Source organism: Pseudomonas saliphila (genome assembly GCF_008638345.1).
GTDB classification, from domain to species: domain Bacteria; phylum Pseudomonadota; class Gammaproteobacteria; order Pseudomonadales; family Pseudomonadaceae; genus Halopseudomonas; species Halopseudomonas saliphila.
Window position 1 is genome coordinate 107,430 of the sequence record NZ_VTVA01000011.1, and the last position, 15,306, is coordinate 122,735.

The following is a 15,306-nucleotide window of genomic DNA, read 5'->3' on the forward strand; positions in this document are numbered from 1 at the left end:
CCCGTTCTGAAAAGGACCAGAGTAGCGCTCACAGTCATTTAGGGCAACTGTGGGTCACCCCGAAGGAGGGATCAAGACGGCTTGTTTTGACGGTTCTTGATCAGATCGTCTACCACTGAAGGATCCGCCAGTGTGGAAGTGTCGCCCAGGGTATCAAGCTCGTCGGAGGCGATCTTGCGCAGCACGCGCCGCATGATCTTGCCCGAACGGGTTTTCGGCAGGCCGGGGGCCCACTGCACGAAATCCGGTTTGGCGAAGGAGCCTACCTGCTCGGCGACAAAGGCGCGGATTTCCTCCACCAGCTCGGCACTGGGGGTGACCCCGTGCATGGGCGTGATATAGGCATAGATACACTGACCCTTGATGTCGTGCGGGCACCCGATTACCGCCGCTTCGGCGATTGCATCGTGCAATACCAGCGCGCTTTCCACTTCGGCGGTGCCAATGCGATGGCCTGATACGTTGAGGACGTCATCTACCCGGCCAGTGATCCAGTAATAGCCATCTTCGTCACGGCGGGCGCCATCGCCAGTAAAGTACACCCCTTTGTAGGTGCTGAAGTAGGTGTCTATCAGTCGCTGATGGTCACCGTATACAGTGCGGATCTGGCTCGGCCAGGACCGCTTGATGACCAGATTGCCGCTCGCTGGACCGCTTAGCTCGTTACCTTCGGGGTCCATGAGTGCGGGTTCGACGCCGAAGAATGGGCGCGTAGCCGAGCCGGGCTTCAGATCCGTGGCACCGGGTAATGGCGAAATCATGATTGAGCCCGTTTCGGTCTGCCACCAGGTATCCACGATCGGGCAGCGCATATCGCCGACAACATGGTAGTACCATTCCCAGGCCTCGGGGTTGATAGGCTCGCCAACGCTGCCCAGCAAGCGCAGGCTGGCGCGGGATGTTTTGCTGACGTATTCGTCACCCTTGGACATCAGTGCGCGGATAGCGGTGGGCGCGGTATAGAAAATATTAACCTTGTGCTTGTCGATGATTTCCCAGCAGCGTGACGCATCCGGGTAGGTCGGCACGCCTTCGTACATCAGCGTAGTGGCGCCATTGCACAGCGGGCCGTAGACGATATAGGAGTGGCCCGTGACCCATCCGACATCCGCCGTACACCAGTAGACCTCGCCCTGGTGATAATCGAATACGTAATGGTGGGTCATCGCCGAGCTCAGCAGGTAGCCGCCGGTGGTATGCAGTACGCCCTTGGGCTGGCCGGTTGAGCCTGAGGTGTAGAGAATGAAGAGCGGATCCTCGCTGTCCATCGGCTCCGGTGCACACTCAGGGCTAACGCCGGCGCATGCCTCGTGGTACCAGATGTCGCGCGACTCGTTCCATTCAATGTCGCCGCCAGTGCGTTGCACGGTGATCACGGTATGGACATCGGGGCACTCAGTCAGCGCCTTATCCACATTTCGCTTCAATGGGACACGCTTGCCAGCGCGGACGCTTTCATCGGCGGTGATGACCGCGCGGCAATCGGCATTCAGGATGCGATCGCGCACTGCGTCGGGGGAAAATCCACCGAATACGACCGAATGCACAGCACCAATCCGGGCGCAGGCCAGCATGGCAAAAGCCGCTTCCGGAATCATCGGCATGTACAGGCATACGCGGTCGCCTTTCTTGACGCCACGCGCCCTGAGGACATTGCCCAGCCGGGACACCTGCTCATGCAGCTCGCGATAGGTGATGTTTTTGGAATCGGCGGGGTCGTCACCCTCCCAGATGATGGCTACCTGATCCGCGCGTGTCGCCAAGTGCCGGTCGATGCAGTTAGTGCTGACATTGAGCTTGCCGCCGATAAACCAGGCTGCTTCGCCTTTGTTCATATCGCTTTCATGTACTTTGGACCAGGGCTGGTCCCAATCGAGGAAGCGCTTGGCCTGCTCGGCCCAGAACTCGTCCGGCTGCTCAATGGATTGCTTGTAGAGACGATTATAGGTGGCTTCGTCGGCATGCGTATTGACGCGGGCAGCATCGGATATCTTGTGATTCTCGATCTTGTACATGGATAGTCCTCTATTGTTATTAATGGCGCGCGTTCTGTCAGGACCGCGAAGTCTCACGCAACAGAACCCTATGCCCCAAGACTTGCCGATAATAGAGGCTGCTTCAATCCTTCTTTGGTCTGATACGAAGGAGACAACAGCAGACATGCGGACCGCTAGCGGGCGGTTGCAGGGTATACGCAGGCGGGGCCTGGAGTTGATGCCAGTGTAGTTCAGGGCAGACGAAGCCGCCGGACGACGCCGGCAGCCGTGAAACCTAGTTCAATTCAAAGCTGAGATTATCGATCAGGCGGGTGGTGCCCACGAACGCTGCAACCAGCACGATCAGTTGTTGGCTTTCCTCAGTCACCGGACGGAGACTGACTGGATCGCGCAATTCCAGATAGTCAGGCCGTATGCCCGCTTCTGACAGCTGCTGGCGCGCTTCGTTAAGCACCGTCTCATAGTCACGGCGTCCGCCCTGTATCTGAGCGGCGACCTGCTGCAGAGCCTGATAGAGGCGGGGAGCAAGCTGGCGTTCGGCAGCGGTGAGAAACCCGTTACGCGATGAAAGCGCCAGCCCGTCAGGGTCGCGGACGATGGTCTCGCCCATGATCTGCACCGGCATGCACAGATCCTGGGCCATCTTGCGGATGACCGCCAACTGCTGGTAATCCTTCTTGCCGAAAATGGCCAGGTCCGGCTGGGTCATATTAAGCAGTTTGCTCACCACCGTGGCGACACCCTCGAAGTGACCGGGACGGCTGGCGCCACACAGGTCCTCGGACACCAGCGGGACGCTGATGCGCGTATGGCCTTCCATGCCGTCGGGATACATCTCCTTCGCGCTCGGGGCAAATACCAGGTTGGCACCGACGTCGAGCAGCTTGCTCTGGTCCGCTGCCAGGGTGCGCGGGTAGCTGTCGAGATCTTCGTTCGGCCCAAATTGCAGCGGGTTGACGAAGATGCTTACGACAACGTAATCCGTGCTTTGCAGCGCTTTCTGCACCAGCGCAAGATGCCCGTCGTGCAGGTTGCCCATAGTCGGCACCATGCCGATCCGTTTGCCTTCCTGGCGTGCGCGGGCGACCGCAGCACGCAGCTGAGCAATAGTATGTACGGTATTCATTTATTCAGAACTCGTGTTCGGCGGCGGGGAATTCGACGGCCTTGACCGCTTCGACATACGCGCGGACCGCTGACTGGATATCCGGCTGCCCGGTCATGAAATTCTTCACGAAGCGCGGCATACGCCCGCTGAGTGACAATCCAAGCATATCGTGGACCACCAGAACCTGGCCGTCGGTCTCGCTGCCCGCGCCAATGCCGATGACCGGGACATTCGCCGCGCGGGTAATTTCCGCAGCCAGAGTGCTGGGTACACATTCGAGCAACAGCATGCTGGCGCCTGCCGTTTCAAGTGCTTTGCAGTCCGCCAGCAGCGCCTTGGCCTGTGCCTCCTCGCGACCCTGAACCTTGTACCCGCCGAGCACGTTGACGGTCTGGGGTGTCAGGCCCAGATGCACGCAGACCGGTATGCCGTTGCGCACCAGCGTGGTCACTGACTCGGCGAGCCAGCTGCCGCCTTCGATCTTGACCATATGCGCGCCAGCCTGCATCAGCCTGGCGCTGTTGGTCAGCGCCTGGTCCAGGGTGGCATAGGTCATGAACGACAGGTCAGCCATGATCAGCGCGCCCTTGTTGCCGCGCTTGACGCACTGTGTGTGGTAGGCCATATCGTCGGTGGTCACCGGCAGGGTACTGTCGTGCCCCTGCAGCACCATACCCAATGAATCGCCGATCAATATGACCTCTACGCCGGCCTGGCTTTCCATATGAGCGAAGGTCGCGTCGTAGGCAGTCAGACAGACGATCTTTTCGCCATTCCGCTTGAGCTTGTTGAGCGTCGTCAGAGTTACGTCAGGCATGGTTGATCCCAGTGATGAGGATTGGTGGGCGATTATATCCGCAGTTAATATCCATGGTTCGTTCCCGACGACCCGCGTACTCACGGGAGGGGTCCCTGTCCTGGCCATTCTGGCAAGTATAGCCGTGCCGCTGGGGCAAACCGTCCTGGTTCATCAGCAATAGGTCCGAGCACTGTCGGCGATGGTGTCGATACCCGTGGCCGGGCAGGCTTGCAGCAAATCCCGTAGGGGCGAGCCATTGGGCATGACCAGTTCCGCATTCAGCTCAGCGAGAGGGTAGAGCACGAAGGGTCTGGCATGCATATGGTAGTGCGGAACCTGCAGGCGTGGCGTATCGATCACCTGGTTACCGAACAGCAATATATCAAGATCCAGTGTGCGTGGACCCCAGCGTTCGGCCTTGCGTGTCCGTCCCTGCTGACATTCGATGGCTTGTAATTGGTCCAGCAAAGCCTCTGCCTCCAACTCGGTGTCGAGCATCACCACGGCGTTGATATAGGAGGGCTGATCCTGGGGTCCCAGGGGGGCACTCGAATACAGCGAGGAGCGCGCGCGCAGTGACACGCCGGGCAGTTGACCGATGGCGTCGCAGGCTTGCTCAATCTGTGCAGCGGGATCGGCCTGATTGCTGCCGAGCCCAATAAAACACCGTTCGGGCATTGCTCAGTCAGCCTGGGCGCGGGGTTTGCGTTTGCGGCGGCTACGTGGGCGCTTGGGACCTGATGCCTTGTCGCCGACCGCGCGAACCATGCTGCGTCGCTGGTCTTCGGTTGCACTCTGATACCGTGTCCACCACTCTCCGAGCCCGTCGGTCTGCTCGCCTGCAGCTTCCCTCAGCAGCAGAAAGTCATAGGCCGCACGAAACCGTGGGTGTTCCAGCATCTGGTCAGCGCGGCGACCGGAACGTCTTTCCAGTCGCGGCTGCATGTCCCATATCTCCCGCATGGGTACGCTGAACCGCTTGGGGATCGCAGTGTGACGGCATTGCTCAAACAGCAGCTCATGCGCCGCTTGTTGATGGGCTGGAATACTGGGTATACCGCTATCTTCCAGCGCTTTGATCCGGTTAGGCAAGGCAGGCCAGAGCAGGGCAGCAAACAGGAACGCCGGGGTTACCGGCCGGCCTTCGCGGATGCGGTCATCCGTATTGCGCAGGGCATGTCGAATCAGCTTGAGGGTATAGTCCGGGTTGTCTTCGATTGCTTCATCGGTGTCCGGAAACAGCGGTGCAAACAGATCGTGATGGTGCAGAAGCTCAAAGGTCTGTTCGCCCTGGCCGCTCATCAATAGCTTGAGACATTCATCAAACAGGCGCGCCGCGGGGATGTCATGCAGCAGCTCGGACATCTCAACCAGTGGGGCTGCGCTGTGTGGTTCAATTTCAAAATCCAGCTTGGCGGCAAAGCGCACCGCCCGCAGCATCCGCACGGGGTCTTCATGGTAGCGTTGAACCGGATCGCCAATCAGGCGGATCTCGCCGTTGCGAATGTCCCGCAGGCCATTGGCGAAGTCATGGATATTGCCGGTGCGCACATCGTAGTAAAGGGAGTTGATGGTGAAGTCGCGGCGCTGCGCATCCTGCTCGAGCGTACCGTACACATTGTCGCGCAGCAGTCGGCCCGTTTCACTCTGGCGAGAATGCTCGTCGCTCTGCACTTCGCCATCGGTGGATTCTTCGCCATGGTTGGAACGAAAGGTGGCGACTTCGATGATTTCGCGGCCGAAATGCACGTGCGCCAGTTTGAACCGGCGACCGATCAGGCGCGAGTTGCGAAAGGTCGCGCGCACCTGCTCGGGGGTGGCGCTGGTTGCCACGTCGAAATCTTTGGGCTCCATGCCTATCAGGAGATCGCGTACGCAGCCGCCTACGGCGAATGCCTCGTACCCGGCCTGCTGCAAACGATCCACAACCGTTACGGCGTTCCTGTTCATGCGCTCCCGGCTCAGATTGTGCTGGCTGGAGGGGATGATTGCAGGCGTCGTACGCCGCCGAGCAGGCCGGCCAAAGGGGTAGGGGATTTTTTGCAGCAGCTTTCGAATCATAGGGGCAGGCGTTCCACCGGCATATTCCCGTCCAGGGCTAGGGCTAAGGAAAAGAATGTGAGTTACATTGGCAAACTTGAACCCTTTGCCGACGGCGACTGGCGTGATTGCACCAGCAAGAGCGATCCGGACAAAACGGTGGCAGTGTTGCCTGTTCTTGATAGAGAGGTATTCTAGCGTGAAGCCGAAGGAATTGTAAGGAAGGGAGATAAAGCTCAAGGGGAGTATTCACTCCCCCTAATGGTAGTTTTTTTATTTTTGTTTGAATCGAGCTATTGTTTTTCTTAGGTCCAGGCGACTAGGTCGCCTTATGGATTACCCATCCCGGGTTGTCCTAAACCAAACGGATTGCTTTGGAAGCTTAGGTGTGCGGCTCGGGCCTCTTCGGCATTGGAACGGCAGGTTGCTTAGGCAACTTTTATTATTCTCGAATCCAATCGAACATCCTGTTCGCTAAAAGAGTTCCCACTCTCCAAAAAAATCAGTTTGCTACGCCCGCACGTTTTGTTTTTGTTGTGGTGAGAGCAAATATTGTTTTTGTTATGTGTCGTTGGTTTTTATTGTTGTTGTACTGGATATAAAGCATTAGCCGTGCCACTTTTTAAAATACTCTGTATATCAATAGGTTAGGTATTTGGGGAGATGCGATGAGGTGAGCGGGTACGGGATTCGTTACCAATCAACCCGTTCTGGTGTTACGTAAATTCGGGTAGGGGTAACAGTTTTGCGGATGTGGGGTGGGGTAACAGGTAACAGACCCGCTCGAAGCGGGTCTTTTGTCGTCGGATGTCAGCTGCTGGCGGTTTTCTTGCGCGGGATGCCCAGGCGTTGGCGACGTTCCCACAGGCATTTGCGACTGATGCCAAGCTTGTTGGCCAGCTCGGTTTCGGTCATATGGACCTGGTGCTCGAGCACGAAGTGTTGAAAATAATCTTCGAGCGACAGGTCCTCGGTGGGATCCTGCTGCGCTTTGGGTGTTGCATGGCGCATGGTCTCCAGCGCGCTGGCGGCTTCCGAAGCGCGCTGGTATTCCGGATCCAGTTCGATGCCGAGCAGGTCAGTGGATATTTCATCCTCGTCACAGAGAATGGCGGCGCGCTCGATTGCATTCTCCAGTTCGCGGACGTTACCCGGCCAGTTGTACTGACGAATGCTGTCTGCTGCTTCACGACTGAAGTGCAGACCACTCAAGCCCATCTTCTTGGCAGCGCGGCGCAGCAATGCTTCGGCGATCAGCATGACGTCGTCGCCACGCTCGCGCAGGGGCGGCAGCCGCAGTTCGATGACGTTCAGCCGGTAATACAGATCTTCACGGAACAGGCCCTGGCGGGCCAGCGTCTTGAGGTCGCGGTGGGTGGCGGCGACCAGTCGTACATTAACCTTGTGTGACTGCACTGACCCTACGCGTCGAATCTCGCCTTCCTGAAGCACGCGCAGCAAACGCGCCTGTGCTTCCAGGGGCAGCTCACCGATTTCATCGAGGAACAGTGTTCCTCCGTCAGCGGCTTCAACCAGACCGGTACGGCCGGCGGTGGCGCCCGTGAAAGAGCCTTTTTCGTGTCCGAACAGTTCGGACTCAATCAGGGTTTCCGGAATCGCGGCGCAGTTAACCGAGATCATCGGTGCCTTGATACGGGGGGAATGTTCATGCAGGGCGCGGGCGACCAGTTCCTTGCCTGTCCCGGATTCGCCCTGGATCAGAACAGTGGAGTCGGTAGGTGCGACCTTGCCGATTCGTTTGAACAGCGTTTGCATGGATGAGCTGTCGCCGATGATGCCCATGTCGCCGACTGTGGCCGCCTCGCCGAGACCGTCCGGTGCTGCTGCTTGAGGTTCGGGCTGTGCCAGCCGCTTGCTATGGTCCTCGATAATGCGTGCGACCGCAGCCAGCATCTCTTCGTTGTCGAATGGCTTGGCGATGTAATCCACTGCGCCGAGCTTCATTGAATCGACTGCTGAGCGAAGACTGGCATAGCTGGTCATTATCAGTACTGGCGTCGCGGATGCTCTAGCGATCAGCTCGGTGCCGGGTTCGCCGGGCAGGCGCAGGTCGCTGATGATCAGGTCGAAATCATCGAGGTTATAGCGTTCGACGGCCTCGTGAACTGCGCCCGCTTCGCTGACCTGGTATTGGTGGCGTTCCAGCAACCGTCGCAATGCCGAACGGATGATGGTTTCGTCTTCAACAACCAGAATATGTGACATATCTACCTCTTGTGATCACGGCCTGGCCAAGTCAGGCACCAGGGCCGTTACCCAATACGCTATAGCGGGGCAGGGTAATAGTGAACCGCGTGCCGCGCATGGTTGCTGCATCTGCCGGGCTATCTATGGTGATTTGCCCGTAATGTTCTTCAATAATGGAATAGACCAGTGCCAATCCGAGGCCGGTGCCTGTCCCTGGTTCCTTGGTCGTGAAAAACGGCTCGAACAGGCGTGCCATGATCGCCTTGTCGATTCCGCTACCTTGGTCTTCGACTGTAAGCAGAACCTGATGCTCGTCCTGTACGGTCTTTATTGTGATGGTGTCTCCGTCACTGCTGGCATCCCGGGCATTGCCCAGAAGGTTGATCATTACCTGCACCAGTCTTTGACTGTCGCCGGCGGCCAGATGACTCGGATCACACAGGCTATCATATCTGACATCAGGGCCCTTACGGCTGAGTGACAGAAGATGTATCGCTTCATTAGTGCAGGCTGCCAGGTCGACCGGTTCATTGGCGTTGTTATGGCGGCTGCCGACATGGGCGAAATTGACCATGGACTGCACGATGCGCGAGACACGCCGTGTCTGATCCAGGATCTGCTCGGCCATTTCCCGGGTATCCGGTTCGCCCGACTCCTCGCGCATTTCCTGCGCGAGACAGGCGATACCGGTGATCGGATTACCGATTTCATGCGCTACGCCGGCGGCAAGTCGGCCAATGGAAGCCAGCCGCTCGGAGTGAATGAGCTCGTCTTCCAGCATCTGCGTTTCGGTCTGGTCTTCGATCAATAGCACCAGACCGCTGCCAAGATTGCCCGGCTCGTCGATGGCGGCCTTGTGCAGGTTCAGCCATTGCGTGTGGCCGTTGATAACCAGCTTCTGCTTGTGCAAGTGCGCTGACTGGTCGGCCACCAGACGTTCTAACAGGCTGTTCCACGGCGCTGGCAGGTTCGCCAGGCGTGAGCCAATGACGCTGTCAGCCTCAATGCCAGTGAGCGCCTGCATGGCGCGATTCCACATCAGTACTTCGCTGTCTTTGGCCAGGGAACACACGCCCATGGGCAGATCCTGCAGCGTCTGGCGATGATAACGGCGCAGCGCATCGAGTTCGGCGGCCAGGCCGGTCAGCCGGGAGTGATAATCCTCCAGGCGATTCTCGATGAAGTGAATGTCCTGGGTGACATAGCCATCGCGGGCCAGCTTGAAGGGCAGGAAGGTTTCCACCATTTCCTGAGCGACCGCTGGTCCCATGAGCCCCGACAGGTTGGCCTCGAGACGGTCGCGCAAGCGGCGCAGCGCGTAGGGGCGGCGCTCGTCAAAGGGCAGTTGCAGGTCATTAAGGGCCTGTTCCACCTCTTTCTGCGCGGTTTTGTTCCCCAGGGGCTTGGCCAGTTGCTGGGCGAACTCCTGCGGGGAGTTAGCCACCAGCTCCATGCGCTGCGGGCGGCTGACGTTGTCCACCGCGCAGGCCTCAGCGGCGCTGCGCTCTTCATTCGAGCGCTGGGTGAACAGGGAGATCAGGGTGAACACCACAATGTTCACGGCGAGCGAGGCAATAGTCGCGAAATGCCAGGTGTCTTCGTTGAAATTCAATACCAGACCGAACAGCTCCAGGCTGCGTAATTCTGTGACCAATGGCAGCAGCAGGGTGATGACCCAGACCAGCATCCCGGCGAGCAGACCGCCGATGAATCCACGGCGATTGGCCTGTGGCCAGTAGAGTATCGACAGGGCGCCAGGCAGGAATTGCAGCGTGGCGACGAACGAGGCAATACCCAGGTTGGCCAGGTCCTGTTCCGCGCCCAGCATGCGGTAGAACCCGTAGCTGGCCATGATGATAGCGGCGATCAGCGTGCGACGGGTCCAGCGTAGCCAGCGATAGATATTGTTGTCGGCGCTCGGCTGATAAACCGGCAGCACGATATGGTTGAGCACCATGCCGGAGAGTGCCAGGGTCACCACGATGATCAGCCCGCTGGCAGCGGACAAACCGCCCACGTAAGCCAGCAGCGTCAGCCAGTCGGCGCCTGCTGCAACGCCCAGACCCAGCGTGAAGTATTCCGGATTGGTCGAGACATTGAGGTGCAGGCCGGCCCACAGAATTGGCGGCACGGCCAGGCTCATCAGCAACAGGAACAGCGGTAGCCCCCAACTGGCGGTAGCAAGCGCCCTGGGATTGATGTTTTCGGAAAACGCCATGTGGTACATGTGCGGCATGACGATGGCGGCGGCAAAGAATACCAGTAGCAAGGTTCGCCATGGGCCTTCCTGCAGCGGCGTGTGCAGGGTTTTTAGCGCCTGTTGATTGTTCGCCAGCCAGTCTTCCAGTCCGGATGGACCATCAAACACCACGAACAGGGCATACAGGCCCACCGCGCCGATGGCGATCAGCTTGACCAGCGACTCGAAGGCGATCGCCATGACCAGCCCTTCGTGTTTCTCCCGGTTGGAGATATGCCGTGCACCGAACAGAATGGCAAACAGGGTGATCAGCACACAGAAGCCGAGGGCGATTGAATGCTGCGTCGGGTCGCGGGTCAGAATCTGCACGGAGTCGGCCACGGCCTGGATCTGCAGGGCCAGTAACGGCAGCACGCCGATCAGCATGAGGATGGTGGTCAGCGTGCCGGCCCAGGTGCTGCGGAAGCGGAACGCGAACAGGTCAGCCAATGAGGATAACTGGTAGGTGCGGGTCAGGCGCAGGATCGGGTTGAGCAAGACGGGCGCCAGCAGGAACGCGCCGCAGAGGCCTAAATAGTAGGTAAGAAAACCGTAACCATATTGATAGGCCAGGCCCACCGTGCCGTAAAAGGCCCAAGCGCTGGCATACACCCCGAGCGACAGCGTGTAGACAGCTGGGTGATGCAGCACGCCGCGCGGCAGCATGCCCTTTTCGGTGATCCAGGCGACGCCAAACAAGGTAAGCAGATACGCGATGCTGATAAACAGCAGCAGTCCCAGGTCAAAGCTCATCAGTATCCTTCGGGCTTTGCAGAAGCATGCCGGCGATAATCAGAATCAACCACAGAACATAGGGCCGGTACCAGGCGCCCTGGGGCTCAATCCACCAGTCCATGATTGCGGGAGAAAACAGGTAGATGCCGATCACCAGCAACAGTACCAAGCGGTAAATATACATGGCGCATCCGTATCAAAGTTGACTGATGGTAATCAGGGCGCAGGGGCTTGCCAAGTCACGTCGGTGGGAGACTGTCTTCAAGCAGCTGCTGCACTGCCGGGAGCCGCTGTGGTTGCCAGTGTGCGGTGCCCCATGCCAGCTGTTCGCTGACCGGCGCGTTGCGTAGTACCGCAGGCGGTTGTTGGGCTAGTGCCGCCAATGCTCGAAACAGCGTGTTAGACGCATCGCCTGTTGTGATCGGCGCTGAAGCGAGCCGCTTGCTGAGCTTTTCACCCTGCCGGCGCATGATCAACGGGATATGTAGATAGCTGGGTGGGTGGGCGTTGAGCAGACGGTATAGCCACAGTTGTCGCGGCGTCGAATCGAGCAGGTCCGCGCCGCGGACGATGTCGGTAATGCCCTGATCGATGTCATCGACTACCACGGCGAGCTGATAAGCAATGATGCCATCGCGGCGACGCACCACAAAATCACCCACCTCCGTGGCCAAGTTCTGGCTGAAGACGCCCTGCAGGCGATCGCGCAGTCCGATCTGTTCGTCAGGCACGCGGACGCGGATGGCATGGCTACTCGCCGCAGGCAAATGTCGCGCGCGGCAATAACCGGGATAGATCCCGCCGTGGTCAGCAACCAGCTTGCGCGAACAGTCGCAATAGTAGGCCTGGTCGCGCTCAATCAGAGCGTTCAATACCTGATTGTAGCGTTCGAGGTTGTGGCTTTGATGAAGGATCTCGCCATCCCATCCCAGACCATAGGCCTCGAGCGTGCTGAGGATGTGATCAGTTGCGCCTGGCAGGTTGCGTGGTTGATCGAGGTCTTCGATGCGCACCAGCCAGCGGCCGGCGTGGTGACGTGCGTCAAGGTAACTCGCGAGCGCTGCAAGCAGCGAGCCAAAGTGCAGATGGCCACTGGGGGTTGGAGCGAAGCGTCCGACGTAAGGCTTGGCATGCATGCTGCGGGGCCTGTGTCAGGGAAACCTTCTGGCAACGCTAATCCTTATGCGTCGCCAGAGGGAGGAGGGACTATCAGCCGCCGATCTGCTTTTCCTTGATTTCCGCCAGTGTCTTGCAGTCGATGCAAAGCGTGGCGGTGGGGCGCGCTTCCAGGCGGCGGATACCGATTTCCACGCCACAGGAATCACAGAAACCGTAGTCATCATCTTCGATGCGCAGTAGGGTCTGATCGATCTTTTTGATCAGCTTGCGCTCGCGGTCGCGGGCACGCAGCTCCAGGCTGAACTCTTCTTCCTGGCTGGCGCGATCGGCCGGATCGGGGAAGTTGGCTGCTTCATCCTGCATATGCGAAACAGTACGGTCCACTTCCTCCATCAATTGCTTTTTCCAGGTATCGAGGATGCTGGTGAAATGAGCAAGCTGACGCTCACTCATGTATTCCTCGCCCTTTTCTTCCTTATAAGGAACAAAGCCGCGTAACAATTGTGTTTTTTCTTTGACATTGCTGGGCATGGGAACCGCCTCACTTTTGCTCAATCAATCTGACCGGGTCGCCACCGAAACAGTCCCTGTGGAGGCGGCCGGTGGTTTGCAGCCGGCAAAGCTACCAGAACCTTGTACCGTAAGCTACTGTTTGACGCCAGAAGGCCCGTCAGCGTGCAGGTGGGCTGTAGCGTGGCGCCATCGGCGGTATCATCCGCGCTTCGATGTAGCACTGAGCCGGGAGATGAGAATGCAGCAGTATCGCTGGACGCAACGGGCGCGGGATATCCAGCCTTTTCACGTGATGGCCGTGCTGGCGCGCGCCCAGGCGCTAGCGGCGCAGGGGCACGATGTCATCCATATGGAGATTGGCGAGCCGGACTTCGTTACGCCCGCCCCGATCATACGTGCGGGGCAGGCGGCACTCGCCGATGGCCGCACCGGATACACCTCCGCGCTGGGCATCCCGGCCTTGCGCGAAGCCGTCGCGGGACTGTACGCCAGCCGCTACGGTATCGATCTCGATCCACGTCGTGTGGTCATCACACCGGGTGGTTCAGCCGCCTTGCTGCTGATCAGCGCGTTACTGGTGGATCCCGGCCGGAACGTACTGATGGCCGACCCGGCCTATCCCTGCAACAGACATTTCCTGCGCCTGGTAGAAGGGCATACCCGCTTGATACCGGTGGGTGCCGACACGGACTATCAATTGACGCCCGAGATGGTCGAGCACTTTTGGGACCCGCAAACGGTAGCAGTGTTGGCGGCGTCGCCTTCCAATCCGACCGGTACGTTGCTGGACCGCGCTCAGCTAACTGGCCTCGCCGAGGTGACCCGGCGTCTGGGCGGTTCGCTGATTGTCGACGAGATCTACCATGGCCTGACCTATGGCTGCGACGCCGTGTCTGCGCTCGAAGTGGCGCCTGACGCCTTTGTGCTGAACAGTTTCTCGAAGTACTTCGGCATGACCGGCTGGCGCCTGGGGTGGCTGGTTGCGCCAGAAGCGGCGATCCCGGAACTGGAGAAGCTGGCACAGAACTTTTATATCTGCGCGCCGCACATGGCGCAGATCGCGGCGCTGGCTGCGTTCGGTGACGAGAGCATGGACATCTGTGAAGCAAGGCGCGAGGCATTTCACAAGCGTCGCGACTTTCTGCTGCCGGCCGTTCGCGAGCTGGGTTTCGATGTGCCGGTCACGCCGGATGGCGCCTTCTATCTATACGCAGATACCAGCGCATTCGGCGGCGACAGCGCAGCGCTGTGTCAGCATCTGATCGAAACCGAGCATATCGCAGTGACGCCCGGCCTGGATTTCGGTGAGTATCGGGCCGCTCAGCACGTACGCTTTGCCTACACCACCTCGCTGCCGCGCCTAGAGCAGGCCGTTGAACGCATCGCTCGCGGATTGCAGAGCTGGCGCGCATGCTGATTCCCTTTGAATCGCCGCTCACCGAGGGTGTATTGGTCAAACGCTATAAGCGTTTTCTTGCCGATGTGCTGCTCGCTGACGGTCGAGAGCTGACCGTTCATTGCCCGAATACGGGGTCAATGAAGCATTGCGGCGAACCCGGAAGTCGGGTGTGGGTACGGATGGTCAACAAGCCGGGGCGCACGCTGCCCGGCACCTGGGAGCTGGTCGAAACGGCGCCCGGAGAGCTGGCCTGTATTCACAGTGCGCGGGCTAACAAGATCGTCGGAGCGGCGCTGGCGGCGGGCGCAATAGGTCCGCTGAGCGGCTTTGGGCATATACGTCCGGAGGTCACCCTGATTCCCGGTGCGAGCCGTTTCGATTTCCTGCTCAGCGCGCCCGGCGAATGCGTGGTAGAGGTCAAAAGCGTCACGCTGGCGCTGGGGCAGGGCGAAGGTGCTTTCCCCGATGCGGTCAGTCTGCGCGGACAAAAACATCTGAAGGAGCTGATCGAGGTGGTGGAAACCGGCCGCCGCGCGTGCCTGTTATTCTGTGTGATGCACAGCGGCATCCGTTCGGTTCGACCGGCGGATGAGATTGATCCGGTGTATGGCAGGCTGCTCCGTCAAGCCGCCGAGAAAGGCGTGGAAGTCATCGCCTGGTCGGTGTTACCTCAGCCGGAAGGGCTGAACGTGGCGGGGCAGTTGCCAGTCGTTCTCTAAGGGCAAAGCGGACGGATGGAGCGTTGGTAAAGCTGAGTCAGCCGGCTTTACCAAGCCACACAACGCCGCTCTGCACATAACTGGCCAGCTTGCGCAACGAGGCGCCGCTGCAGGGACCGGCGACACATTCGCCGCTTTCCGGCAGGAACAACGCGCCATGCGTGGCGCACTGGATCAACCGGCCGGAGCTGTCGAGAAACTGGTCGGGCACCCATTCCAGCGGAATGCCGCGGTGCGGGCATCGATTTTCGTAAACGAATACATCGGTACCCTGGCGCACTACCAGAATACCATTTGCACCGTCGACAAAGCCTTTGCTGCCAGGATCGGACAGCTCATCCAGTCGGCACAGCGCACGGGGCGTTCGGTATTGGTTGTGATCGGTCATGGGCCGATTATCCCCATTGCCCCGCCTGACGGCCAGCAGCAA

At 59.3% G+C, this 15,306-nt stretch carries 13 protein-coding genes; 2 read left to right on the forward strand and 11 right to left on the reverse strand.

Going from position 1 to position 15,306, the window contains the following annotated elements:
* Positions 1-71: 71 nt before the first annotated feature.
* The 10 genes from acs to dksA form a co-directional block, all read right to left on the reverse strand.
* Positions 72-2,015, reverse strand: coding sequence for an acetate--CoA ligase (gene acs / locus FHK95_RS13200; protein ID WP_150305097.1), 1,944 nt, complete (start codon positions 2,013-2,015; stop codon positions 72-74).
* 256 nt (positions 2,016-2,271) lie between these two features.
* Positions 2,272-3,123 carry a pantoate--beta-alanine ligase gene (gene panC / locus FHK95_RS13205; RefSeq protein WP_150305098.1) on the reverse strand — a complete coding sequence of 284 codons (852 nt, stop codon included), beginning with the start codon at positions 3,121-3,123 and terminating at the stop codon, positions 2,272-2,274.
* Between the two features lie 4 nt (positions 3,124-3,127).
* Complete coding sequence (panB, locus tag FHK95_RS13210) at positions 3,128-3,922, reverse strand: 3-methyl-2-oxobutanoate hydroxymethyltransferase (protein WP_150305099.1); 795 nt, start codon at positions 3,920-3,922, stop codon at positions 3,128-3,130.
* A gap of 153 nt (positions 3,923-4,075) precedes the next feature.
* Positions 4,076-4,582 (reverse strand): 2-amino-4-hydroxy-6-hydroxymethyldihydropteridine diphosphokinase, encoded by a 507-nt coding sequence (folK, locus tag FHK95_RS13215; RefSeq protein WP_150305100.1) that lies wholly within the window; start codon positions 4,580-4,582, stop codon positions 4,076-4,078.
* Between the two features lie 3 nt (positions 4,583-4,585).
* Positions 4,586-5,965, reverse strand: a complete 1,380-nt coding sequence (locus tag FHK95_RS13220; RefSeq protein ID WP_150305101.1) for a polynucleotide adenylyltransferase PcnB — start codon at positions 5,963-5,965, stop codon at positions 4,586-4,588.
* Between the two features lie 789 nt (positions 5,966-6,754).
* The gene (locus FHK95_RS13225; protein WP_150305102.1) at positions 6,755-8,170 is read right to left on the reverse strand and encodes a sigma-54-dependent transcriptional regulator; all 1,416 of its coding nucleotides are present in this window, start codon (positions 8,168-8,170) and stop codon (positions 6,755-6,757) included.
* A 31-nt stretch (positions 8,171-8,201) separates the two neighbouring features.
* Positions 8,202-11,144, reverse strand: coding sequence for a sensor histidine kinase (locus FHK95_RS13230; RefSeq protein WP_328592946.1), 2,943 nt, complete (start codon positions 11,142-11,144; stop codon positions 8,202-8,204).
* Entirely contained in the window at positions 11,134-11,310 is a 177-nt protein-coding gene (locus FHK95_RS13235) for a hypothetical protein (RefSeq protein WP_150301413.1), read from the reverse strand. Before FHK95_RS13235 ends, FHK95_RS13230 begins: the two co-directional genes overlap by 11 nt.
* 55 nt (positions 11,311-11,365) lie before the next feature.
* Complete coding sequence (gene gluQRS / locus FHK95_RS13240; RefSeq protein WP_150305104.1) at positions 11,366-12,262, reverse strand: tRNA glutamyl-Q(34) synthetase GluQRS; 897 nt, start codon at positions 12,260-12,262, stop codon at positions 11,366-11,368.
* Between the two features lie 73 nt (positions 12,263-12,335).
* Positions 12,336-12,776 (reverse strand): RNA polymerase-binding protein DksA, encoded by a 441-nt coding sequence (dksA, locus tag FHK95_RS13245; protein ID WP_150305105.1) that lies wholly within the window; start codon positions 12,774-12,776, stop codon positions 12,336-12,338.
* Positions 12,777-12,996: 220 nt separating this feature from the next.
* Between dksA and FHK95_RS13250 the strand changes: the two genes are divergently transcribed.
* Entirely contained in the window at positions 12,997-14,175 is a 1,179-nt protein-coding gene (locus FHK95_RS13250; protein ID WP_150305106.1) for a pyridoxal phosphate-dependent aminotransferase, read from the forward strand.
* On the forward strand, positions 14,175-14,876 hold the full coding sequence (gene sfsA, locus FHK95_RS13255; RefSeq protein ID WP_150305128.1) for a DNA/RNA nuclease SfsA: 702 nt from the start codon (positions 14,175-14,177) through the stop codon (positions 14,874-14,876). Before FHK95_RS13250 ends, sfsA begins: the two co-directional genes overlap by 1 nt.
* Positions 14,877-14,913: 37 nt before the next feature.
* On the opposite strand, the gene FHK95_RS13260 is transcribed toward sfsA, so the two are convergent.
* Entirely contained in the window at positions 14,914-15,264 is a 351-nt protein-coding gene (locus FHK95_RS13260) for a Rieske (2Fe-2S) protein (protein WP_150305107.1), read from the reverse strand.
* Positions 15,265-15,306 lie beyond the last annotated feature (42 nt).